We start from the raw sequence: 24160 nt of genomic DNA on the forward strand, positions 1-24160 counted from the left end.
GCATGACTGCCAAAACTTTCCTGATCACCGGGGTCAGCAGCGGCCTCGGCCGCGCCTTCGCCTTCGCCGCACTGGAAGCCGGCCACACCGTCGTCGGAACTGTCCGCAAGGGCGCCGACGCGACGGCCTTCGCCGGCCTTCACCCGGAACGCGCACACGCCCGCGTCCTCGACGTCACCGACGATGCTGCCATCTTCGCTGCGGCGAGCGATGCCGAGAAGGCAGTCGGCCCCGTCGACGTGCTGATCGCCAACGCCGGGTACGGCCTTGAGGGCACCTTTGAGGAGACCCCGCTGTCGGCACTGCGCGCCCAGTTCGACGTGAACGTCTTCGGCGCGGTGGCCACCATCCAGGCCGTACTGCCGTTCATGCGTGAACGCCGCCGCGGCCACATCGTCGCCGTCACCTCTATGGGCGGCCTCGCCGGCTTTCCCGGGGTCTCCGCCTACTGCGGCAGCAAGTACGCGGTCGAAGGCATCCTCGAATCTCTCGGCAAAGAGATCGCCGACTTCGGCATCCACGTCACCGCGGTGGCGCCGGGGTCGTTCCGCACCGACTGGGCCGGGCGCTCGATGACCAGGGCACCACGGACCATCGCCGACTACGACGGCCTGTTCGACCCCATCCGCGACGCCCGCCGCGAAGCCAGTGGCCGGCAACTCGGCGACCCCGCCCGCGCGGCCGCCGCCGTCCTGCACATCCTTGACGTGGCGCAGCCACCGCGCCACCTCGTCCTCGGCTCCGACGCCCTGCGAGTGGTCCGGGCCGGCCGCAACGCCGTCGATCACGACCTCGACACCTGGGAAGAGCTCTCCCGCTCCACCGACTTCCCGGAGTTACCCGCCGGCAGAGGCTGATGGGGATCGCCACCTCGTTCGGCGGCCTCTGACGGTGGCAGAGCCGAGCAGTCCGCAGTCCGCGTCATTGGGTGGGAGGTCAGGGGGCTGTACGACTGCGGACCATGAGGGGCTGCGGTCATGTGTGGGGCGGACTCTGCGGGCGGAGGTCGCGAGCCGGTCGGCAAGCGCGATGACCAGGCTGCGGAGTTCGTTCGGCCGCTCGATGACGAAGGGCCCGGTCCAGCAATCCGAGTGCCGATGGACAGCCTGCATCAGAACCTGACCGGCTTCGTTGAGGACTTCGTCAACGATTCCACCACGACGCCCTGGGGCAACCGGTCGACCATGAAGCTGCTGTCAGTGGAGGCGAGGAAGGCCGCCGTGGCCGCGACCTCGTTCGGGCGCCCGATCCGTGCGATGGCGATCTGGGCGCCCTCGTTCGCCTTGAATTGCGCGAGTTCTCCCTCCCCTACGAGTTCGGTGACCCCGGAGGTGCCGATCCGACCCTTGAGCTCGTTCGCCCAGGCGCGAACGGCCGCCTCGGACGCAGCGCAGGCGCCGAACCCGCAGTGCGATGGTCGGCGGCGGTGGAGGCATTGATGATTACCGAGGTGCCCTCGTTCCGCACCGGAAGTGCCTTGTGACCGTGAAAGATGGCGCTCCTGACGTTGACGCTGATCGTCTTGAGTCTTGATGGTCGTGAACGAAGCTGTGGCCGCGTTGGCGAACAGCACATCCTGCCCCTGACCGCGAGCAGCGACGATCTTGGGGCTCCGGTCCAGGTCGTTTGGGTTGGTAATGTCGCCCGGTACCGCCGTCGCACTCTGGCCGATGACCCTCACCGCGTCGTCCAGCTCGACCTTGCGCCGACCGGTGATGAACACGTGCGCAGCCGTGCGGCGGTGGCCCTGCCGATTCCCCGTGTGCCGCCGCCGGCGACGACGGCGGTCTTGCCCTCCAGTCCACGCATCTCTGACTTCGTAGTCGTAGCCGGCTAACTCGTTGGGGTCGGCGGCACCCTCGAAGACCGGGTCAACCGAGAGGAAACGGCCTTGGCTTGCCGCCGTTGTCGAGGGTGTACTCGAGCTCGACCTCGATGCGGATGCCTGGATTCAATACACGTCCGGAAGCACCGGCCACCCCAAAGGGCGTGATCTCGAGTCAGGCATTGGTTGCCGATGCTCAGCCGGTCGAGCTCGGCGTCAGCGGCCGCGCGCCCAATGATCCATCCGACCACGGTTGAGCCGAGGGGGAAGAGTGACCCGAGCCGGCCCGAAGTTCGTGTCGGAGAGTCCAGCCCTTACCGGGCCGGGCTGATTCGCGGGGTTGCGATCTCGAACGGTCGGAGATCGAGTTTGATGCCGTTCTCAGGGCGCCACGTTCGCTGATCGAGAGTGCGTTCGAGGAGATCGGTCGACCAGGCGGCGGTGAGGTCGGGCGACGCAATCGAGGGCCTCGTCGAGCACCACCTGCCAGGCAGCAGGCTCTACGCTATGGCCTACGGCCACCACCAGATCATTGGTTGTCAGCACAACACCCAATGATCAAGCGGTGGCCGTCCCACGTCAGGCCGACCTGCCGGGCCAGCATTGGAGAGCGACATGAAGCCCGACGAGCGGGTCGACGTCAGTTTTCGGATCCTCGACGGCGCAGAAGGCACCGAGCTGCTACCGGCCGGCACCAAAGCGGATCACATCCGGCAAGCACCGGAGTGGGAAGTCCGCGAAAGGTGGATGCTGGGCGCAGTGACGCTGCGGGTCGGGAACCTCGTCATGGAGGCCGAGCAGATGCCCCTGCTCGACGTTGGGCTCTCCCTGGAGTTCGCATTGCGCGACCTCGCCTTGCACGGGCGATCCGACTTGTCCTTTTCGGACGGGTCTCTGTTGATCCGTTTCATCCGCGACGCAGACCTTGTCGACGTGACCCGCTGGCAGTCGACAGCCCCCCGAGAGTGGCGGGTGACGACCACCGGCTCCGCCAGCTACGTGCAACTGGCCGCCGCCGCGGCTCGATTTCTGCGCGCGGTGCTCGATCTCTGCACCCAGGGGTGTCCCGACCTGTTGCTGAACAACGAGATCGAGCGCCTCTACCGGCATGCCGCAGTACGCGAATTTGGCGAAGCGCAGGTCATCCGGCACGCGCAGATGGTGCGGCGCCGACTCCAGTAACCCTCGTCGGACCCGCCTCGCTCATCATCGCCCACCACGTCGTAACGCGGAGGCCGCGGGGACTATGGCCTTCGCAACGCAGACGCCGCCCCTAGGACTTCTTGCTGAACTTCTGGTTGGCGGTGCCGGCACAGTCCCACAGCTGCAGCAGCGCGCCGTTGGCGGTGCTCCAGTCCCTTACGTCGACGCACTTGCCGACTTCGCTGTTGACTAGGTCGTGCGAGTTGTTGACCAAGAACCGCTGCGCCCAGCCGCCGTTACACCGGGCGAGCTGAACCTTCGTGCCGTTCGTCGAGGATGCCCAGGCGAGGTCCATGCACATGCCAAGCGCGCGCAGCGACCCATTGCCGTCGTTCGTCCAGCGCTGGCCTGCCGCGCCGGTGCAGTCGCGCATCTGCAGCTGTGTGCCGTCGATCGCGGTGTTGCCTGGCACGCTTACGCACTTCCCGCCGTATCCGACGATCATGTAACCGGACGTGGCCGCTGGTGGTGCGGTCGTCACGCCCGGCTTGGTCGTGGATGGCACCGGGCCGACCGGTTTGGTGGCCCCCGGGGGAGTGCTGCCGCCGCTGGCGGGTGGCGGGTTGCTCCCGGCCGCGGCCGCGGGTGGCGCAGGGGAACTGGCGGCTAGGCTCGTCGGTGGCCCGCCGAGCCGTGGGTCTTTCGCGTAGTAGTCGACGTAACGCAGCACTCTGGCGTTGAACTCGCGGATGTTCGGTGCGTTCGGCACCCCGCCGGCCTGTTGGACGGCGTCTGAGCCCCACTGAAACGCGGCGAGTGCCATTGGGTACGCGTCGGTGCCGAACCCGGCGAGGTCGTTGCTCAGCCCGCACATTGTCCGGCCTAGCGCCGGGATGGCGACCATTGGATCCCAAGGTGACTGGCCGGCGGCGCCGTACTTGTTCCATACGGCCGGGAGGAACTGAGCGATGCCCTGTCCGCCGTTTGTCCCGATCAGGTTCGGGTTGAACCCCGACGCGGCCATGAGCTGCGCGGCGATACGCGGCGGTGTCATTGTCTGGCAAGTGCGCCCGGCCGCAGTGACGGCGGCGACGTACTCGTCGGGCACTGGCCGCGGCTTGGCGGTGACCGCGGGCGCCCCGCTCGGCGAGCTGTCCGGGACATCGGAGCCGAACTCGGGCTGGCGGGTGTACCAGACGGCGTACCCAGACACTCTCTCGACGTAGCCGGTGACGGCGGATGGGATCGCCTTAGCCGTCAGTACCGCGTTGAGGCCGGCCTGGTGTGCCGCGAGCGCGATGGGCCACAGGTCGCCGTTCATCCCGACTCGGCGCAGCTCGCCAACTAGATCGCACATGTGGTGGGCGAGTGCGGTGATGCTCGCCGTGGGGTCCATCCGCGGTGCGTTGGGCCATGGGATCCACCGCTGCCACTGCTCGTCGGTCAGTCCGGCGATGTCGGACCCGCCATTCGTGGCGCTGGCGTTGGCGTTGAATCCGGACGCAGCCATGACCTGCGCGGCGACCCGCGGCCCGGTCAACGTCGGGCACGACAGCGCGGCCTGATTGATCGCCTTGACGTGGGAGGCCGGCACCGGCACCCCGGGCAAGGCCGGGTCGACCATCGGCGACCGCCGCTCAAAACTCGCCGCTACTCCGCCGCCGATGATCAGGGCAAGAACCAGCAGGCCGAGTGTTCGTGGGCTGGGCTTGCGGATGCGCCCTCGCTCTTTGGGTTGTGCCTGCACCGCCCGGAGGCGGCGCTGCCAGTGATTACGGTCAGCGTCGTTCGGCGTCATCGCTCAGCCACCATCTCTCCGACGGGCAGCGGGTCACCGGGCACAACGGACGGCACTCCGCTTCGGTTCACAAATCGATGAGCGGATGTTCCCAAGCGCCTCTGTTGTCCGGTCGTGGTGCGCATTCTTGTGCGCATTCTTGTGCGCATGAGTCGTGCCGGACGACGTGCTGACATGGGTCACACCTGCCCGGCGCTGGGCCGGCTCAGCCGATGCGGCCTTCGTCAGCGTCCGGCCCCGCTCGGTGGGCTCCACGGCGCTGACCATGTGGATGGGCATTGACGTGGCGCCGACTACGTTGCCGATGCGGTTTCGGTGGCGAACCGCACGGCTGCCTGCCGGCCCTCGCACACGTAGCAGGAACGGCCCGTCGACTGCAGGTACGCCACGTTCAGAGCGACGCTCGACTCCCATGGTTTCGGCGCCAGGGTCGTCTCGTCGGCGACCGCGTTGCTGCTCTCCGCTGTACCTCCTTGCCCGATGACGCCGCCACGGCGCCTGGATCCGCCGGCACGGCCGCGGCCGCGCGGCAGGCACGGCGGGTCGCAGAGGTGCTTATCGACGCCGCGCTCCGCCACGGCGGCGACGCGTAGTCGCTGGCGGCGCGACCCGGTCATCGGCTCCTGTCACCGCCGCTAAGCCCTCACGTGTATGAACGCCCGCCGCACGCCCGATGCCGATCGGCGGCATGTTGCCGTACGGGCACGTGGTGCGAGCCCTTCGGGACGTCCAGCAGGTCGTGCCAGACGCCGACAGTGCCCCCGCTGTCCGCGCAGTGCGCCCAGAAGTGCCGCTGCGCCGAGCGGTGCGGGCCGGCGCCGGTCCGCAGCATCATCGTCTGCCGCGGACCCGGCCCGGCGACCAATGGGTAGCCGTCCGGGGAAGGCCACCTGTTCGTGCAGCACGCTCGGCATGGTGGGCAGCCGGAGGCGGGTCTTTCACCAGCTGTCGATCCTGACCCGAAGAGGAAGTCAATGACAGTTTACGGAGGTGCGCGCGTTCACCCTAAAGAGTGAGGAGTCTTCGCGGGGTGAATTCACATACGTTGCTCGATGGCCGACGGGGTGCCATGCCCTCGCCATTGCAATCAAATTGGTGTAAGCAAGGCATGAGGTGTATGTCCTTGCCAGACGGGCGTTGGATGGGAGCAGACGGGTGGTGACCAGGCGAGATCTGGTGCAGCGCGATCCGCCCGTTCGCGTCGAGGTTATCCACGAGAGCGAGCGCACCCGGGTCACCCGGCTCGTCGGCGCCGGGGGCGCGCAGGTGCGCAAGGAGCCGCTGGGGCCGGACGCCCCACGGCGGCTGCGGCACGAGCAGGCGATCCTCGAGCGGCTGCGCGGCATCGACGGCGTGGCCCGGCTGGTGGATGCGCCGCACGATCCCGGGGCAATCGTGCTGGCCGATGCCGGCAGCGTGAGACTGGTCGACGTGGCTAAGCCACTGGCGTTCGACGCCCTTGTCGGGACGGCGGTGGCACTCGCCCGGGCGGTGGCGGGGGTGCATCGGTGCGGGGTGGTCCACCGCGACGTCGCGCCAGCGAACATCGTCGTCGCGCGCGACGGCGCGCCGTGCCTGGTGGACTTCGCGCTGGCGACCGTGCTGGCCGAGATTCGCCCGAACTTCACCCACCACACCGAGATCGTGGGGACGCTGGCGTATCTGGCGCCGGAGCAGACCGGGCGCACCGGCCGTTCGGTGGACCAGCGGGCCGACCTGTACGCGCTCGGCGCCACGCTCTACGAGCTGGCGACCGGCCAGCCGCCGTTCGGCCGGGTCGGCCCGTTGCAGCTCACGCATGACCATCTGGCCCGGCTGCCGGTGCCGCCGGAGCGCCGGAACCCGGCCGTGCCCGCACCGTTGTCCGACATCATCATGCATCTGCTGGAGAAAGAGCCGGACAACCGCTACCAGACGGCAGATGGCCTGCTGTACGACCTCGAGCGGCTGCGGGACGCGGGCACCCGTGCGGCGGCCGGGCTGCGGGTCGGCGAGCGCGACGTTCCGCTGCGGCTGGTGCCGCCCTCGCGGCTGGTGGGTCGTGACGCGGAGGTGGCGGCGCTGGAGTCGGCGGTCACGGACGCGCTGTCGGGCTGCTGTCGCGGGGTGCTCGTCGGCGGGGCGCCGGGGGTGGGCAAGACGGTGCTGGTCGACGAGCTGCGACCGATGGTGACGGCCCGCAACGGTTGGTTTGTGGCGGGTAAGTTTGACCAGTACCGGCGAGATCTTGAGTTCGACGCGGTGTACCAGGCGTTCCGTGCGCTCGGCCGGCTGCTGTTGGCCGAGCCGGAAGGCGAGGTAGCCAGGGTTCGCGGGCGGATTCTGGCCGCGGTCGGGCGGAACGCGGGCCTGCTGACGGCGGTCGTGCCGGAGTTCGCGGCGCTTCTGAAGGTGCCGCCCGACCCGGGCGACCCGCTGACCGCGCAGGTGCGGGCACAGCATGTGGCGGCGGAGGTGCTGCGCGCGGTCGCCTCGCGGAACCGTCCGGTGGTGGTGTTCGTCGACGACCTGCAGTGGGCGGGGTGCACACCCCTCGGCTTCATCGACGTCGTGCTGTGTGACAAGCCGGTCGACGGCCTGCTGCTGGTGGGCGCGTACCGCGACGGCGAGGCGGGCGCCGCGCAGTCGTCGCCGGCGTCGTTGTCCCGGTGGCGCGGCCAGCCCGGCGTCCGGAGCCTGCGACTAGCCAACCTGCCCGAACCCGGTCTCATCGACGTAGTCGCCGAGATGCTCCACTCGGACCGGGCCGCGGCCGCTCGCCTGGCCCGGATGATCAAACCGTACACATCCGGCAATCCGTACGAGACGGTGGAACTACTCAACGCGCTGCGCCGCGACGGCGTGCTGGCATCGACGACCGCAGGGTGGCACTGGGACGCGGCGGCTGTGCACGCGTACCTGGGCCGGTCGGAGGTGGCCGGGCTACTGGCGAAGCGGGTCGAGGCTGTGCCGCCGGGGTCGCGGCAGGTGGTGGAGGCGATGGCGTGCCTTGGCGGACGGACCGAGTTGAGCGTGCTGCGGACCGCCGTCGCCGTTCCGGTCGACGCGGTCGAACAGGCGCTGGCACCTGCGCTGGACGAGGGCCTGCTGGTGGCGGAGCCAGGGGAACGGGAGGCGGTGCGGTTCCGCCATGACCGGATCCGTGAGGCGGTATTGCGCGGGGTGGACCCGAGCCGTCGGCGCACGCTGCACTTGGCTATGGCCCGGAGGCTCGCCGCGGTGGCGGAGCTGTTCGCGGTGGCGGCGGAGCAGTACCTGCCGGTGGTCGACGCGGTCGACGATCCCGCGGAGCGGAGGGTGGTAGCGGAGCTGCTGCGGCGCGCCGCCGGCCAGGCCGCGCTGATCGGGGACTTTGTGCTCGTGGATGCCCTGCTGGCGGCCGCGCTGCGGCTGATCGATCGGGACGAGACGACCGCTTTGATCCAGGTGCACACCGGCCGCCATGCCGCGCTGTACGGCCTGGGGCGCCTGGACGAGGCCGACGAGCAGTACCGCATGATCGAGAGTCTGTGCAGCGGCGCCCGGGACCGGGTGGGCGCGACGTGTGTGCAGGTGCGCAGCATGACCCAGCGGAGCCGCTTCGCGGACGCGATCGATCTCGGCGTCGAGTCGCTGCGGGAGCTCGGCATCACCGCGCCGCCGACGGACCGGCTCCCCGCCGAGCTCGACCATCAGTTTGGACGGCTGTACCAGTGGTTGGACCGCACCGACAGCGCCGACGACCTGGCCCGCCCGGAGGTCACCGACCCGACGCTGCTGGCCACGTCCCAGTTGCTCAGCAACGTCCTGTCGTCGTCCTACCTGGCCGCCGACGCCGACGCGTTCAGTTGGCTGTGCCTGGAGGCGCTGCGGATCTGGCTCGATCACGGCCTGGGCCCGACCCTGGTCGGGACCGCTAGCCACGCGGCGTACTACCTCGTGGTGCTGCGGGGTGACTACGCAGCCGGGTACCGGGCGATGCGCCGACTCCTGGCGCTGGGCGATGCCCGCGGCTACGAGCCCGACACGTCGCAAGCGCGGCTGCTGCTCGCCCTGCTCTGCTGCTGGTTCGAGCCGGTCGAGAACGGCGTTGACGTGGGCCTGCGGGCCCGCGAGGGGTTGACCGCGTGGGGCGATCTGACCCGCGCCAGCTACACCTACTATCCGGCGGGGGTGGGCCTGCTGGACGGCGCGGCCTCGCTGGACGCCTGCGTCGCCGAGGTGGAGGCTGGCCTTGAGTTCGTGCGGCGTACCGGCAACGAGCAAATCGGCCAGTGGCTTGACAGCTACCGGTGGCTGGGTCGTGTGCTGCATGGCGAATGCGCGCCCGCGGCCAGTGAGGCGGTGCCCGACATGTACGTCGGCAACCCGCTCGCATTGTTCCATGCACACGTCAACCACGCGCTTGCCGCCGCCGTCTTCGACGACCCGCTCGCCCTGGCACGGCACGCGGCTGCGGCGATGCCTCTGCTGCCGACGGTGCTGGGGCTCTACGCGACCGCGCTGGCCCACGTCCTGCACGGGCTAGCCCTCGCTGATCAAGCCCGGGACGCTCACGGCGGCGAGCGAGACGGCCTGCTGTCCGAGTTGAACGAGGTGACGGGCTGGTTGGCTGCCCGCGCCGCGGACGCGCCGGCGAACTTCCTGCACCTGCTGCGGCTGGTCGACGCCGAGCGGGCCTGGGCGGCCGGCGACTTCCAGGCTGCCGTCCTCGCCTTCGACGCCGCACGCCATGAGGCCGCACGGCAGCGGCGTACATGGCAGCGGGCCCTGATCGCCGAGCGCGCGGCCCGCTTCCACCTCGCCCACGGCGTCGAGCACACGGGTCATGATTTACTCGCCGAGTCGCGCCGGGAGTACCTCGCGTGGGGTGCGACCGCGAAGGTCGACCAGCTCGACTGGGCGTACCCGAGCCTACGGCCACCGTCCGAGCCCGATGCCGAGCAGCGCGGCGACCGGCCCGGCGACGTCGTGCATCACCGGGCTACTGTCGCCACCGGCACGCTCGACCTGCTCGGCCTCCTGTCGGTCTCGCGGGCCCTGAGCTCCGAGACCAGCGTCGAGCGGTTGCATGCCCGCGTCGTGCGGCTGCTGGGTGCGATGACCGGCGCCACCGCCGTCCACCTGGCGCTCTGGAGCGACGAGCGGCGGCATTGGGTGCTGCCGGCGAGGCCCTACGGCGCGTCCGGTCTCGATCGCGCGGTACCGCTGTCCGTGCTGCGATTTGCCCGGCGCACCGGCGAGGCGCTGGTCGTCGGTGACGCCACCCGGGACGACCGCTTCGCCCGCGATCCCTACCTCGCCGGTGCGACTCGCTGCTCGCTGCTGGCCGTGCCCATCCATACCCGCGGCACGATGCAGGCCGTCCTACTGCTGGAGAACCGCCTCATCCACGGTGCGTTCACCGCCGAGCGGCTCGACGCCGTCAAGCTGATCGTCAGCCAGCTCGCCGTGTCACTCGACAACGCCCACCTGTATGCCGAGTTCCACCGGATCGCCGACGAGCAGGCGGCGCTGCGGTGCGTCGCGACGCTGATCGCCCGCGGTGTGCGACCGGATCTCGTGTTCGCGGCCGTGGCCGAGAAGGTCGGCACGCTCTTCAACGCCGACGCCGCGGCGATCGTGCGGTTCGAGTCCGACGGGGACGCGACGGTGATGGGCGGCATCGGGTTCGAGCACACCCGGCTGGTTTCGCGAGTCACGCCCCACCCGCGCTCGGCGATGGGGCTGGTCCAGGCGACGGGTCGCGCGGCTCGCTGCGACGTGGACGACCCCACGTCACAGAGCCTGCCCGCGACCATCGTGTCGGGTCTGTGCTCCGTGGTCGCGAGCCCGATTGTGGTCGAGGGCCGGGTCTGGGGCGTCATCAGTGCGGGGTCCCGGTGCGAACGGCTGCCGCCGAGCACCGGGCAACGCCTGGCCGACTTCACCGAGCTCATTGCGACCGCCATCGCCAACGCTGAAAGCCGCGCCGAGCTCACCACCTCGCGCGCGCGGATCGTCGCTGCAGCCGACCAGGCCCGCCGCCGCATCGAACGCGATCTGCACGACGGCGCCCAGCAGCGGTTGGTCTCCCTGGTGCTGCAGTTGCGCGCGACGCAGGCGGCCATGCCGTCCGAGCTCGACGCGGTCGGCGCGGAGATCGACCGGGCCGTCAGCGAGGCGAAGGGCGCGCTGGATGGGCTGCGCGAGATCGCGCGCGGCATCCACCCGGCCATCCTCACCGACGGGGGCCTCGGCGCGGCGCTGCGCACGCTCGCCCGGCGCTCGCCGGTCCCGGTCGAGCTCGATGTGCGCGCCCCAGCGCGGCTGCCCGAACCAGTCGAGATCAGCGTGTACTACTTCGTCGCCGAGGCGTTGACCAACGCGGCCAAGCACGCACGCGCCTCATTCGTCACGGTCGCCGTCGAAGCCGATGTCACCGCCGGCATGCTGTACGTCGAGGTCCGCGACGACGGCGCCGGCGGCGCCGACTGCGCCCGGGGTACCGGCCTGGTCGGCCTCAAGGACCGCGTGGAGGCGCTAGGCGGCACGATCTCGTTGCACAGCCCGCGCGGGGCCGGGACCACCCTGCGCGTGCAGCTTCCACTGGCGCACCATGAACCATGACTCGATCGACACGATCGCTGCCCTCCACGGCCGGTCTGCCGGTCGAAGCCAATGTGCGTGCATGCCGGCAGCCCGGCTGGGAGGCAGGGCGCCTTGAACGTCATCGTCGAGGCAGCGCTCTATGAAGTTGATCTGCGAAGGACCACCTTTGTACCGGGTGTTGCGGTTTTTGTTGCACTGCAACGGGTTTGGCGTGTCGCCGCCGGATGAGCGGGCAGCTAGTGACCGTTACCCACCGTTTACCCGGAAGGCTGAATGTCGAGCACCGCCGCTAGTTCGCGTTTAGTAAGGCCCTGAGCCACTGGTTGATGGCGGCGATGGTGACGGTGGCTTCGAATCGGACGGCGAGTTTGATGCCCCTATGGATGTCAAGCAGGTGAGGGCTGGGCTCGAGTGATCAGTTGGTAGAGCTCGCGGGCGATGTAGCGCTTGAGGCAGCGGATGGCTTCGCGGCGGGTCTTGCCTTCGCTGGTTCGTCGCTCGACGTAGGCGCGGGTGCGGTGATCCCAGCGGAGTCTGGCGATGGTGATGGTGTAGAGGGCGGAGTTGGCACGGCGGTCGCCGCCTCGATTGAGGCGGCGACGCTGGGTCTTGCCGGATGAGGCTTCGATCGGGCTGACGCTGCAGAGAGCGGCGAAGGCGGCCTCGTTCGACATGCGTTCAGGGTTGTCGCCGATGGCGAGCAGGAGGGCGCCGGCGGTGTCGGGTCCGACGCCGTATTGCTTGAGCAGGGTTGGCGTGTGTGCGTCGATCGCTTTGGTGATGCGGGCGGTGAGGTCTTCGATCTGCGCGGTGAGGTGAGCGATCCGGGTGGCGAGCAACTGCAGCGTGTATGCGGCTGCGGACGCCGGGTCGGTGGGTGCGGTGGCTTCCAACTCGGTGCAGCGGCGGACGAGTTTGGGCAGGCTGAGCCCGGACAGCGCGTCGCGCAATGCGGGGTCGGCGCGAACGAGGACGGCTTTGAGCTGGTTGATCGCTTGCGTTCGGGACTTCGTTGCGGAGTCTTTCGCCAGCCGGAACATGCGCAGCATCTCCACTGGTCCGTCGCCGGACTTCGCCAGGGTGGCGGCTCGCCCGGACAACACCGCGCGGGCTGCGGCTTCCGCGTCGACGGCGTCGGTCTTGCCGCGCCGGCGCCGCTCGCCGCGATCGGGCTGGTTGACTTCGACCACCTCGACGCCGGCCTGGAGCAGGTGACGGGTCAGTGCGACGCCGTAGGAGCCGGTGCACTCGACACCGGCGCGGCGGACCGGCCCGAATGTCCGCGCCCACTCCAGCAGCTGCTGGTAGCCGGCGGTGGTCGTGGGGAAGGTGTTGGTGCCGGCCAGAGCACCCAACTCAGTCAGCACCGCGGCGACATGCACGTCCTTATGAGTGTCCACGCCCAGCACGACGTCGGCGGTGGCGCGGGAATCGTGACCGCAGGGGGTTGGGTCGGGCATGCTGGACATGGTCGGTCGGCTCCTGATGGCTCGGGAACGGGTGGCCGTCACCGGGCCGGCAGGGCGGTCAGGACTGTGATGGTGCCTTGTTCGCAGCAAGGCCCCTATTGAGACACGTCAGCCGGTCCGGTGGCAGAGCGTCGCCTCGAAACCTGGGTCGACAGATCAAACTCAGGGCACGAACGTTCCGGCCGGTCGTAGCGCGGGTCAGACCAAGGCTCAAGGCGACGCACCAATATCCTCACAGTCGTATCGGGTGGCCATGGCTCGGTGGTGTTTGAGCTGGTTGATGCCGCACTCGACCGCGTGGCGCAGGCGGTAGAGGACCGGGTCGATTGTGATCGGGCGTCCGCCGCGGGAGCCTTTGGCCCGGCGGTGGGCGTCCTGGTCGGCTTTGCTGGGGATGCATGCCCGGATCCCGCGCCGGCGCAGGTATGCCCGGTTGGCGCGGGAGGTGTAGGCCCGGTCGGCCAGGACCAGGTCCGGTCGCTTGCGCGGATGTCCCGCACCGACGCGGGCTACCGCGATACGGCCGAGTACCACCGGCAGTTGCGGGCTGTCATTGCGGTGACCCGCTGTCACAACAGTGGCGAGGACTTTGCGGCCTTGTTCGCAGACCAGATGGGCCTTCGTGCCCCACCCGCCGCGGGAACGGCCCAGCGCGTGATCGGCCGGCTCCGCCACGAGCCCGCCAGGTGGTTCTTTCTGCGCGTGACCGTACGGCGGGCACCGGCGGCGTGCTGATGCGCGCGGCTGATCGTGGAGTCCACGCTGACAGTCCAGCCGATACGCCCCGCCGCGTCCGCCAACTGTTGCAGACCGGCCAGAACCCGAGCCCACGTGCCGTCACGCTGCCACCGGCGAAACCACCGATACAACGTTTGCCACGGCGCATACGCTGCGGGCACGTCACGCCACGGCGACCCCGTACGCACCCGCCACCGGATGCCATCGACGATCTGCCGCTTGCTCCACTTGGGCGGCCTGCCCCAGCACGGCTGCGCAGGCAGCAGCACCACAAGATGCTGCCACTGCGAGTCGCTGAGGTCATGCCGCCTCGCCGCCACTACGCTGGCCACGAGGTCTCCGGTATGAAGTTCTGCTTGGTCGCTGAACCATCTACCGGAGACCTCTTCAGTTATCGACCACCGCCACGCCCCGACTCCAGAACCGGACCGCTTACGAAACGCGGCCTAGAACAGCGAGACCGCCCCTGCGTATAGGGACGGCCACCGCCACCGGCCACACCCTGCGCCGTACGTCTGTGGACCACCGCTGAGCAACGAAGCACTAGGCTCCGTCTCCTTCCTGATTGTCCTGACCAAATTCGCGATAGAGGCTGGGCAGCAATCGAGCTAGGTGTGTCATGCCGGCCTGGTCGTTCGCGAACTGCTCGTAGGCCGTCATGTCAGTGACGAGCGACTTCTTCAGCCCCAGCGCGCGCAGAGCTGGACCGATGTCGAGCCCGTTCCTTCCCAACAACACGCGATCGCCGATCCAAAAGCGCGTGCGCAGCTCGAACCCGCCCTCGATTTCGCGCGCCAGACGAAGCATCCGGCCTACCCGCAGACCGTTCGTCATAAGTTCCCCGAGCACGCTCGCGCCGATCCCAGCCTCCGCGAAGCGAGTGCCGTCCAGTCCCCAGTCAGCAGGCTTGACGAAGTGGGTACCGGCCTTGACCCGAGACGCACCCACGTACTCGACGGTCCACGCCGTGTTGCCGATATAGCGCTGTTCGTGAGTGAGGCCCGGCCGGGTGAGCGCGTCACGATCCTTCATACCCACGCCGACTCGAGTGTAAGGGTGCCAGAGGATGTACCGCTCGTCTTCGCCCGTGAACCACCAGAACCACCATGCGAGCATGTCGCTGGTGGCGCCTGGGAAGAAAGTGCGGCTTGCGACGTAGGCGGTTCCATCTGGGAGCAGGCAGTATCCATTCTCCACCGCGTGGTCGCCGCCGTCGAGAAGGGTGCTCAGCTCGTCGGGGGTAGTCCCGAGGGCATCTCGGTGATCCATCGGAGCACGCAACGCGGGGAGGACGTCGCTACGCAGGAACAGTTCTCCTTCGAAGTAGCGGGCGTAAGGGGTGTTCCGGATGCGCTGCGCATTGGCTGCGAAGAGACGCTGGTTGGACGTTGGGAAGTAGGTGACCGGCACCATGCCGGTTTTCTGGTCTGCCATCGTTGACCTTTCAATAAATTTCGGGGATGCAGTCGGTGAGATCGACGCGCAGGGCTGTGCTTGTGCTCCTCGGTGAGGAGGGGCTGTTCGGGGCCTTGAAGGTGCACGGCTTGTGCAGCGGGTGCTCCTTGCCGACGAAGGTGGAGCGCCGAGGTTGAGGCTCCGGGCGGGGTGACGGGTCGGGTGGCGCCGTCGACGATGGGATCTGGAGACGCAAACCGGCCGCGCTCAGGCGACCGCCGTTTCGAGAGCAGCTTGGATACCGCGAATGCCGGCCACGATCATGCGAATGCCTCGGGCGTAGTACTGCTCTTCACTGGAGCAGGAGGCGAGGGCGTTAGCGGCGGCTACGACATGGGGGTAGTGGCGCGGGGAGAGCGCGGTGAGCGTCGCCTTCTTGGCGCGGATGGCGTCGTCACGGGCTTCGGCGTCGGCGCCTCGCCTGCGGCCGGGCTCGGTCACGACAAGAGTGACCACTGAGCACAGCGCCTGGCTGGCTGTCTCTGCGGCCGCCTCCACCCCGAAACCGGCCTCCGTCAACAGCACGAGCATACGTTCGGCCACAACAAGACCGGGATTGGAGTCCAAGATCCGGCCGAGGATGAGGCCAGCGGCATTCGGGTGCGGACGAAGGGCGGCTACGAACGCCGTCAGCAAGTCGTGCGTCTGCTCGTGCCACGGGCGTCGGTCCGGTGCCGGGATGGCCACGCTCGCCAGCAGCCGCTCGGCCAGCGAGTCAAAGATCTCGTCCTTGTCCTTGAAGTGCCGGTAGAGCGCCATCGGAGTGACGCTGTGACGCTGGGCCAGGCGCCGGACGGTTACCGACTCCACACCTTCGTCGTCAGCCAACGCCAGCGCCGTTTGGGCCAAAATCTCCTGACTTAAGCGCCCATGTGCACTCATGTTCCCCTTGCCTCCTGGTCGGCCCCTCGCGGGCTAGTGTACGTTGCACATCTACGCCGTACATGTACAGCATAAGCTTACACGGTACACCTACGACACGTAGGCTCACAGTTCGATGGGGTAGGTAATGCAACGCGAACGCAATCCCTGGGGCACGCTGGCCGTATTGGCGCTCGCCCAGTTCATCGTGGTGCTCGACGTGACGATCGTGAACGTCGCGTTGCCACGCATCCAGACCGATCTAGAGTTCTCACCCGACGGCCTGCAATGGGTCATCAGCGCCTACACCCTGCTGTTCGGCGGCTTTCTGCTGCTGGGCGGCCGGGCTGCTGACCTGCTGGGCTCACGACGGGTGTTCGTCATCGGCCTCGTACTGTTCGGGGTGACCTCATTGGTCGCCGGGCTCGCGCCCTCGCCCGAGACGCTCATCACGGCGCGGGCTGTCCAAGGGCTGGGCGGTGCCTTGCTGTCCCCGGCGGCGCTGGCGATCCTGACCAAGACCTTTTCCCATGGCCGAGACCGCAACATCGCCATGGGCGTGTGGGGTGGGCTCGGCGGCCTCGGCGGCACCTTAGGCGTCGTGGCCGGAGGGCTGCTCGTCGACTCGTTGAGTTGGCGATGGACGTTCTTCGTCAACGTCCCGATCGTTATCGTCTTGCTGTTCCTCGCGCCCGTCCTGGTATCCCACTTCCCCCGCCACGAGGGTGCACGCGGAGGCTTCGACATCGGTGGCGCGCTGCTCAGCACCGTGGGCCTCTTGGGTGTGGTGTACGGCGTCGTACGCTCTGAGCCGCTTGGCTGGGGTTCCGCCGAGGTGATCGGCTCTCTCGTTGTCGGTGTCGTGCTGCTGGTCGCCTTCGTTGTGGTCGAGGCGCGATCCGAGGCGCCGCTGGTACCCCTCCGGCTCTTCCAGTCTCGCGCGCTGAGCACGGCCAGTGGGGCTCTCGCTCTCAACGGTGCGGCCTTCTTGACCATGTTCTTCCTGACCGCCATCTATATGCAGCAGGTCTTGGGTGATTCGGCACTGGAGACCGGCGTGAAGCTGCTGCCCATGGGCATTGCCGCCATTGTGTCGGCCGTCGTGTCGACCCAGTTGGTCCATCGGTTCGGCACCCGGGCCGTGCAACTGGGCGCCCTGCTCATCGCCTTGGTCGGACTGTTGCTCCTGTCGCGTGCGGGCGCCAACGCAAGCTACAGCACGGACCTGTTGCCCGGCCTCATCCTGTTCGGCATCGGCATCATTCCTATCGGCGTGACGGCCCAAGTCTCAGCTGTCGCCGACGTCGCCCACCACGAGGCTGGAGCCGCCTCTGGCGTCGTGTCCGCCTTCTACCAGGTCGGCGGAGCGCTGGGACTCGCCATCGCCACCACCCTGGCGGTATCCAGCACCACCCACTCCCTTGCGCAGGGGGCATCCGAGCATCTGGCCCTCGTGGACGGCTTTCATCTGGGGCTGATCGTGGCGGCGGTCTTCGAGGTCATCAACATCATCGTGACTCTTATCTCGCCCAGGCTCACCCCCACCGCGGAACAGATCGCCGAGGCGACCACCGGCGCTTGACAGGGAGCGGAAACGCTGCGGACCAGGCCAAAGGCTGGCCACGACGTGATGGACCGGGCGGCTGCAACGGAAAGCCGCGGCTGCGAAGCCACGGTGGTGATCTTCGACGATCTCTAAAGGGCGGCCGTGCGGCGTCCCGTCAGCGAGATGCTGGTGTCCATGTTGGACAGTGACGACTCGGCTGGCTCGTGCGTCCTGGGCGAGCGCTCGGCGATCAACTAGCGCTCGGGCAGGCTGCCATTGCCGTTGCCGGAGATGTCCCGGTTGGTCGGCTGGCTGCGCAAGCGGAGGGTGTGACCGCACGCCGCGGGCGGTTGCCGGCGGTAGTGCTACCGCACGCCAGGTGGCCTGGCGTGCGGTAGCGCGCCTGCGTCCGGGACTAGGTCCTTGCGACGGGTCCGGGCCGACCGGACGGAGCGGACGTGGATCTGCACGCACAGAACCAAGGATGTGTGCCTGGCCCGGTTGGTCGAGGTGTGGACGATCTGTGGCCGGCGATCGTACGGCGGACAGCAACCGGCGGCAGAAGTCGACGAACACACTAGGGGTCCGATGGGCTGCTGGACGGTGGCGATCGCTGCCCGTCGGTTCGTCGAGGTAAACGCGATGTGACTGAGCGGTCACCGATCCAATGTGACGCTTGCCGCGCCGAGTACGAACGAACGGCCCAACTGCGTCGTTTGGAAGCGTTGCGCGTATCTGCAGGGCAGTAAGGGTGAGGCCCGGCCCGCAGTTTGGTCTGTTCTTGTCGGCGGACGTGAACCGCATGCCGCGGCGGCGCGTTGTGCGGTCGTGCGCGGCCGATGGTGGGTGCGCTTTGAGCGAGGGAGGCCGGCCGTGGCTGGAACATTGTGCCCGGACCGGACTGGGCGTCACGACTGGAGCACCGCCTATCTCGTCGTCCCACCCGCTCGCCAAGCGGCCAAGTGCGCAACGCGCCAACGTTACGAACTACGTCCCTCCCTGACTGTTCAACTGCGCACGGCGACGAGACGGACCTCGATCACGGACGGATACACGATGAACCTCCCGGGCACTCCGCCTCGCCGCCACCAGCGCGGTATGTTCGGCGGCACCGCCCGAAGCACCTGGACCTGCTGCCCGACGTGCGGCGTGCCGCCAGCTCCGTCGCAACGCGCCCGCACTGGAGGCAGCGGGGTGCGAGGCAAGTTACGCGGATCGTGCCATGACACTCACGAGCGCGTCGTCTGCCATTTCGGTTTTGCACCCAGGTCGGTCAGACCTCCCAGGCCACCACGACGCATTCGCCGGGCAGCCCGCAGCACGGGCGAAGCTTGTGCGGTCTCCTCGGAATCCCCGCCGAGCGGGGCGGCCGCCCACACCTGCATGCACCAGCCGATCTGTTACCGGCAACAAGCCCAGCCGAACATCCTGCATCGAGGCCGTCCGTTGTGACCCACATCCGATTCACCGCAGTGCTGCTCACCTGCGCCCTGCTCGCCGTGACGGCTGCCGACCACGGTCACCTCCGTCTGACCCACGCAGCCGAACCGGCCAGCGAGCGTACCGAACGTCATTGGGTCACACCCCAAGGTCGGCTGCTCGCACTGGCGGCGCACCTCGCGCCCACAGCGAGCGACCTCGCGCCCGGAACCGGCAGCTGTGTGCGCCTGCGCCGACACGTGCAGATAGGCGCCGCCATCCTTGTGGTCGAATCGACGCGGTGGATCACCTCGACCGGCGCCGGCGCGGTCGCAGAACGCCGGGTCAGCCTGAACGGTGGCAACGCCGACACCGCGCCCAGCCTGTCTAGCCTGCTCGACCAGACGTCATACGTCGTGACCACCTATGCGCCCGGCCAAGTCCGCTCGCCCGTCGGTGACCCGGTCCCAGCCGACGCCGACCTCCTCGCGTCGCGCATCGCCGAACGCACACATGGCGCCGCAGAGTCAGCCTCTGTCATGGCGGCGCTCGCCGACCTAGCCGGAGTCCGCTACCTCGACGCGGGGCAACGGGCCGGGGTCCTGCGTGTACTGGCCATGCTGCCCAGCCTCACCATCGTCGGCGAGCGCACCGACGGGGTCGGCCATGGCAGCATCACCTTCCAGTTCGACGACGACACCACCACGTACACCTTCGCCGTCGACGCGGCGAGCGGGCGGTTGCTGAGCTACGAGACAGCCGACCTCGCCGCGGGCCGACAGACAACCCTCCTGCTCCGCAGTACCCGATGCAGCTGCCCACCGTCCGCGAAGTCGGCCGCGACCACGCGCTTTTCGCCGCCCACCCTGCACAGCCCCATATCCCGGCCAGCAGCAGGCCGCGTCTGCCCGACATCACCGTACGGCACGTGGACGGCGCCGGAAGGCGTGTCGATCGCAGCGCCATGGCTCCCGGAGGTGCCCTGGTGACCCCCATTCGACCCGTCCATGCCGGCAAACGCCACACCGGGAAACACCGCATCGATCCTGACACGGACGCGCGGCCCACGGGCATGCCAGCTGCGGAAACCTCGACTGAGCTGATCGACCAGGCGCATGCGTTGTTGGCGGCCTACCGGTTCCCCGACGCCTATCAGAGGCTGCTCGAGGTTCGCTCCCTTATGGAGCATGGGGTGCCCGTCGAGCACACGGACGCATTCGACGCCATCCGTATGCTTGCTGAGAGCATGGTTGCCCTCGGCTGGCCCGACGAGGCCGAAGCACTGCTCGATGACCTTGCCGCCTGGGGCGGCCTCGGCCCCCACCAGTTGGCGATGCTCGCTATCACCCGCGCCCGGATGCTGGTCGCACAGCGGCGGCTCGACGATGCTGAGGCCTGCTACCGCGACGCCGTCGCGCGCCAGGACGATCCCCGGGCCCGGTGGCCAGCGCTGCTGGCGACGGCGGGTGTGGCCAGGATCATCGCCGCCCGTGGCCGAGGCGAGACCGCCGAACCAACCCTCACCCTGGCCTATCGGTGGCTGGTCACGGAGTACGGTACGGCACCGGTCGAGGTCGTTCGGGTCGGTGTCGAGCTGGCCGAGTTGCGCTCGCGGCTGGGCCACCATGACACCGCTCGAGGTCTCGTTGCCTCGATCTATCCGGCCGCAGCCAGCACTCTCGGCGCAGTTCATCCGCTGGTCGTGCGGTTGGCGGCCGTGGCCGATGACCTTGAGACGGAACGGCACGAGCGCGACCGGCCGTCAACAGCGTCGACCAGCTCCCGCCGATCGTCGACGGTCGCAGCAAGACGAAACCGGCCGGATCGGCTGCGTCAGGGGCGTTGGCGGGGTGAGGCGCGGCGTCCGCTGCCGTACTGGTTACTCGTCGGTGCGGTGGTGTGCGCCGGCACCGCCGCAGCAATCGCCGCGGTGATGATCACCATCGCACAGGTGCTGCCGCCACGCGAACCGGGACGGGACCGGTCGCCGATGGCCAGCGCCGTCACGATACAAGCATCACGGTCGCCGCTGTTGCAGCTGGCTACAGATGTGCGGATCGTGCGGGACGCCGGCACGTCTCTTGACGTTGCGTGGACCGATCCAAGCGGCGGGCGGCGACCCGCGCTGCTGTTCGTCGCCAAGGACAGCGCACCAGCCGTCGTTGCCGCGACCGTGCCCGCCGCAACCACCAGCTACCGCCTCACCGGACTCGACCCACATGCACGGCAGTACTGCATCGGCGTCGCAATCGCCTACACCACGACCACCGTGCGCGCCGCCGACGTGTGCACCAACAGACCCAGTGCGGTCGGGACACAGGCATGACGTTCTGGCGCCGCATCACAATCGAGAGCGGGAGACTGCCGGGCCGATGACACTGTCTCGGCCGGCGCCGCGGGGCCCGGCGGGTCGATTGATGCGACCGTGCGGCATCCACCGTGCCGCTACAACTCTTGGCTCGGCGGCAATGGCGGACATGGTCGATGCCGTTCTGCTTGGCGGCGATCCTTATTATGACGGTCCCACGCATGACAGCGCCCGCACCCCTCACGTTCGGCGAACGTCCCGTGGTGACCGGCAGGCTACCGTCATCCGTCCGTGGCGTTGGTGGTCATCCCGTCCGCAGTCCGCCGTCGACCCGTAGGTCGACGGCGTTCACCGCCCCGTTTTCCAGGAGGAATATCGCGGCTTCGACCACCTCCGCCGAGGTGGACAGTCGGCCGGTCAGGGTGCAGTTGCGCGCGTACTCCTGCCGTTCGGGTTTGTCCCGCCAGAATGGGGAATCCTCGATCATCCAGGTATGCAGTGAGTTGACCCGGAGTGGTGCCAGTTCGACGGCGAGCGTCCGGGTCATGCCGACAACTCCGGCGTTGATCGTCGAGACGGTGGTGGAGCCAGCATATGGCCGGTCCTTCGCCATGCCTCCGAAGATGAGCACCGAGCCGTTCGGTGACAAGCGGGTGCGGAGGGCGGCCGCCACCGCGTGGTAGCCCACCAGCTTGAGCGTGGTCAACCGGATCGCCTTGTCGATGTTGTAGTCCACGATGGTGTTCAGGTCCCGCTCGATGGCTACCAGTGCGAGACGGTCGACCTGACCGGTGCTGGCCAGCGCGGCGGCGACGTCGTGCGGTTGGTTTAGGTCAACGGCGAGGCCGGTGGCTCTGGCGTCGCTGCCCGGCGGCGCGCACAGAGCATTGACTTCCGCTGCGACCTTTTCGGTGCGCTCGGGGTCACGACCGGTCAGTACTACCGGGCGGCCTCTGGTCAAATAGTGTTTTGCCATGTCCAGGCCGATCCCTGACGTGCCACCGATAATTACCACAGCACCCACGGCTGTCCTCTTTCTTTCAGGGAGGCATTCAGACTGAACGACGCGTACTCTCGCGACGGCGCTAAGACTACATTCCGTTGATGGTTAACCCCGGTCTTCTGTTATATAGCCCACATTGATTGTCTGGCCTTGATGTCGAGATGGGCAGGCGAATCGAGCTCGACGCGTCTGAATCTGGTCGGTGGCCCTGCGATTGGAAGGCTGAAATCGCCACGCGCTACGGGTGGCGAGGTGTCGTGGTCGAACGGCCGCACCTGCCAGCTGCCCGCACTCGGCCCAGCTATCAACCACCTGCAACGCTTCAGGATGCGCCGCTGGGCGCTGCCGCATCCTGCGTCTCCGCTCCGACGGCGACGTGTTTCGAGCCGATCCATGTCGCTGACTCCAAGTATTCACACCTCCGCATGATGGGTGCTGGTCGCGGCGGCGCGACCGCTCGGCAAGGTCGCCGTGCACGCATCGGGCGTGTGCGCTGGAACGGGCGTTGGACGTTAACTTCACCACCGCGATCTGTCGACGATGCGCATCTATGCATAGATCGGCCCCGGCAAAGATCTTCAACTCGCCGGAGCGGAGGCGGTATTTCGGCGACCCGGGTGAATGTATCCGGCAACCCAGCTTAGGTCATCTTTACGTTTCGCTTAGGTCTGCACTGAACGGCTTGGACGGTCCGGGCTACAGGTAGGCGGTGGTACTGGGTCGCCTTGGGGTCGTGTAGCGCCCTGGGCGTGATCTGCGGCGGTGGCACGCGCCGGGGCCGGCGTGGGGCACGTCGGAGGTTCATCGTGGAGCCGCATGGCAGGGGACGCGGACGGCCCATTAGCCACGATGGCTCTCAGTCATGCAGCATGCGGTCCAGCAGCCAGCTCACCACGGCCTGCGCCGCGCTCGACAACAGGCGGCGTGCCCAGGAAGCCCAGGATCCCCACGGTTCGCGGGCCGGGGTGGCGGATGGTCCCGTCGTCGGTCATCGGTCTCCCATTCTCGCTTGCCGACGGTTGCCGGGCCTTCAGGGGAACCTGGCCGGCGGACGCGTCTCCGGGTTGCGACGGGGGACCGGCCGGCCCGCTGTCGTGGCGCGGGCGGGTGCGACGAGTGGCGACGGATGGCAACGAGTGGCCGTCCGGGAAGGTCGGTGCAGCGCGCGCCGGGCCCGCTGATCTCCGGAGCTGATGGGCCCTCGCCATCGGCCCGCGTGGCGTTGCTGGGAGTTGCTGCACGGTTCGCGCCGGTGGGCGGAGGGGCGGGTTGTGCCGGATCGACCGGCGCGCAACGCGCCGTCACCTTTCGAGCATGTGGATGAGCGTGGTGACGAGCCGTTCGAGGTAGTCGGCACTCGCTGGCAACTGCGTCACGAAAAGCCGCCAATAGAGCGGCGCGACCAGGAAGTCCAACGCCAGTTCGATGTCGACGTCTGCGGGCAGTTCGCCGCGCTCCACGGCACGGCGCAGCATCCGCGCGGCGTTTTCCCGCCGGGGTGCGCGGACAGCGGTCTTGAGCGCGTCGGCGAGGGCTTCGTCCCGCGCTGCTTCGGCGAGTAGATCCGGGATGATGCGGAAGGCGAGCGGATGACGGAGGGCGGATAGCGCCTCGTCCAGAAATGCGGTGAGATCCCCACGCAGGGTGCCGGTGTCGGGCGCACCGATCGTCGAAACAGCGACCTGGGAGGCGAGTGCGACCGTCATCTCGCGCTTCGATGACCAGCGACGGTAGATGGCCGCCTTCCCGGCGCCGGCACGCCTGGCGACGGCCTCCAGGGAGAGCTTGCCGTAGCCGACCTCGGCGAGCTCTTCGAAGAACCCTTCGATGAGGGCCTGCGTCAGCTCGTCCTGCAATACCGGCCCCCCTGACGGGCGGCGGCTTGGTGATGCGACACCCATCATGTTTATAGGTTAGCACGAGACGGAACGGTGCCGTCTCGGCTAGTGTAACCGATAGTCGAGACGGAACCGTTCCGTCTCGACTAAGAGACGGCGGCTGTGCCAGCCCCGAGTAAGGAGACGG

The 24160-nt window shown here is 68.4% G+C and carries 14 protein-coding genes and 1 pseudogene; 6 read left to right on the forward strand and 9 right to left on the reverse strand.

All coding sequences use genetic code 11. From position 1 onward, the window contains the following. Positions 1-2 precede the first annotated feature (2 nt). Positions 3-857, forward strand: a complete 855-nt coding sequence (locus ABZS66_RS27035) for an oxidoreductase (RefSeq protein WP_354762287.1) — start codon at positions 3-5, stop codon at positions 855-857. Between the two features lie 254 nt (positions 858-1111). Here ABZS66_RS27035 and ABZS66_RS27040 read toward each other — a convergent pair whose 3' ends face one another. Both ABZS66_RS27040 and ABZS66_RS27045 read right to left on the reverse strand, forming a co-directional pair. Continuing rightward, positions 1112-1723: a hypothetical protein gene (locus ABZS66_RS27040; RefSeq protein WP_354762289.1), complete on the reverse strand. Its 612-nt coding sequence runs from the start codon at positions 1721-1723 to the stop codon at positions 1112-1114. 416 nt (positions 1724-2139) lie between these two features. Further along, positions 2140-2322, reverse strand: a complete 183-nt coding sequence (locus ABZS66_RS27045; RefSeq protein WP_354762331.1) for a glycosyl hydrolase-related protein — start codon at positions 2320-2322, stop codon at positions 2140-2142. Between the two features lie 118 nt (positions 2323-2440). Between ABZS66_RS27045 and ABZS66_RS27050 the strand changes: the two genes are divergently transcribed. Next, a complete protein-coding gene (locus ABZS66_RS27050; protein ID WP_354762291.1) occupies positions 2441-3007 on the forward strand; it encodes a hypothetical protein in 567 nt (188 codons plus the stop codon). Positions 3008-3098: 91 nt separating this feature from the next. On the opposite strand, the gene ABZS66_RS27055 is transcribed toward ABZS66_RS27050, so the two are convergent. Further along, a complete protein-coding gene (locus tag ABZS66_RS27055; RefSeq protein ID WP_354762293.1) occupies positions 3099-4766 on the reverse strand; it encodes a ricin-type beta-trefoil lectin domain protein in 1668 nt (555 codons plus the stop codon). A gap of 1158 nt (positions 4767-5924) precedes the next feature. Here ABZS66_RS27055 and ABZS66_RS27060 point away from each other — a divergent pair. Beyond that, positions 5925-11354: an AAA family ATPase gene (locus tag ABZS66_RS27060; RefSeq protein ID WP_354762295.1), complete on the forward strand. Its 5430-nt coding sequence runs from the start codon at positions 5925-5927 to the stop codon at positions 11352-11354. A 368-nt stretch (positions 11355-11722) separates the two neighbouring features. On the opposite strand, the gene ABZS66_RS27065 is transcribed toward ABZS66_RS27060, so the two are convergent. The 4 genes and pseudogenes from ABZS66_RS27065 to ABZS66_RS27080 form a co-directional block, all read right to left on the reverse strand. Then, positions 11723-12796 carry an IS110 family transposase gene (locus ABZS66_RS27065; protein ID WP_354762297.1) on the reverse strand — a complete coding sequence of 358 codons (1074 nt, stop codon included), beginning with the start codon at positions 12794-12796 and terminating at the stop codon, positions 11723-11725. A 219-nt stretch (positions 12797-13015) separates the two neighbouring features. Next, a pseudogene (locus tag ABZS66_RS27070) lies at positions 13016-13875 on the reverse strand (IS5 family transposase). Between the two features lie 211 nt (positions 13876-14086). Continuing rightward, positions 14087-14977: a hypothetical protein gene (locus ABZS66_RS27075; protein WP_354762299.1), complete on the reverse strand. Its 891-nt coding sequence runs from the start codon at positions 14975-14977 to the stop codon at positions 14087-14089. A 228-nt stretch (positions 14978-15205) separates the two neighbouring features. Beyond that, positions 15206-15880, reverse strand: coding sequence for a TetR/AcrR family transcriptional regulator C-terminal domain-containing protein (locus ABZS66_RS27080; protein WP_354762301.1), 675 nt, complete (start codon positions 15878-15880; stop codon positions 15206-15208). Between the two features lie 127 nt (positions 15881-16007). Here ABZS66_RS27080 and ABZS66_RS27085 point away from each other — a divergent pair, with 127 nt between their 5' ends. The 3 genes from ABZS66_RS27085 (at position 16008) to ABZS66_RS27095 (ending at position 21150) form a co-directional block, all read left to right on the forward strand. Then, positions 16008-17441: an MFS transporter gene (locus ABZS66_RS27085; RefSeq protein ID WP_354762303.1), complete on the forward strand. Its 1434-nt coding sequence runs from the start codon at positions 16008-16010 to the stop codon at positions 17439-17441. 1412 nt (positions 17442-18853) lie between these two features. Continuing rightward, a complete protein-coding gene (locus tag ABZS66_RS27090; RefSeq protein WP_354762305.1) occupies positions 18854-19813 on the forward strand; it encodes a hypothetical protein in 960 nt (319 codons plus the stop codon). Beyond that, a complete protein-coding gene (locus ABZS66_RS27095) occupies positions 19810-21150 on the forward strand; it encodes a hypothetical protein (RefSeq protein ID WP_354762307.1) in 1341 nt (446 codons plus the stop codon). The genes ABZS66_RS27090 and ABZS66_RS27095 overlap by 4 nt, the downstream gene beginning before the upstream one ends. A gap of 286 nt (positions 21151-21436) precedes the next feature. On the opposite strand, the gene ABZS66_RS27100 is transcribed toward ABZS66_RS27095, so the two are convergent. Continuing rightward, positions 21437-22156 (reverse strand): SDR family oxidoreductase, encoded by a 720-nt coding sequence (locus tag ABZS66_RS27100; protein ID WP_354762309.1) that lies wholly within the window; start codon positions 22154-22156, stop codon positions 21437-21439. A 1280-nt stretch (positions 22157-23436) separates the two neighbouring features. Beyond that, the gene (locus tag ABZS66_RS27105; protein ID WP_354762311.1) at positions 23437-23991 is read right to left on the reverse strand and encodes a TetR-like C-terminal domain-containing protein; all 555 of its coding nucleotides are present in this window, start codon (positions 23989-23991) and stop codon (positions 23437-23439) included. Between the last annotated feature and the right edge of the window lie 169 nt (positions 23992-24160).

Origin of the sequence: Dactylosporangium sp. NPDC005572 (assembly GCF_040605515.1) — a bacterium.
Classification (GTDB): Bacteria; Actinomycetota; Actinomycetes; order Mycobacteriales; family Micromonosporaceae; genus Dactylosporangium.

Bases quoted from the DNA above. Each gene is read 5' to 3' on its own strand.
- ABZS66_RS27035 (WP_354762287.1), top strand. From the start codon at position 3: ATGACTGCCAAAACTTTCCTGATCACCGGGGTCAGCAGCGGCCTCGGC.
- ABZS66_RS27050 (WP_354762291.1), top strand. From the start codon at position 2,441: ATGAAGCCCGACGAGCGGGTCGACGTCAGTTTTCGGATCCTCGACGGC.
- ABZS66_RS27065 (WP_354762297.1), bottom strand. From the start codon at position 12,796: ATGCCCGACCCAACCCCCTGCGGTCACGATTCCCGCGCCACCGCCGAC.
- ABZS66_RS27055 (WP_354762293.1), bottom strand. From the start codon at position 4,766: ATGACGCCGAACGACGCTGACCGTAATCACTGGCAGCGCCGCCTCCGG.
- ABZS66_RS27085 (WP_354762303.1), top strand. From the start codon at position 16,008: ATGCAACGCGAACGCAATCCCTGGGGCACGCTGGCCGTATTGGCGCTC.
- ABZS66_RS27080 (WP_354762301.1), bottom strand. From the start codon at position 15,880: ATGAGTGCACATGGGCGCTTAAGTCAGGAGATTTTGGCCCAAACGGCG.
- ABZS66_RS27075 (WP_354762299.1), bottom strand. From the start codon at position 14,977: ATGGCAGACCAGAAAACCGGCATGGTGCCGGTCACCTACTTCCCAACG.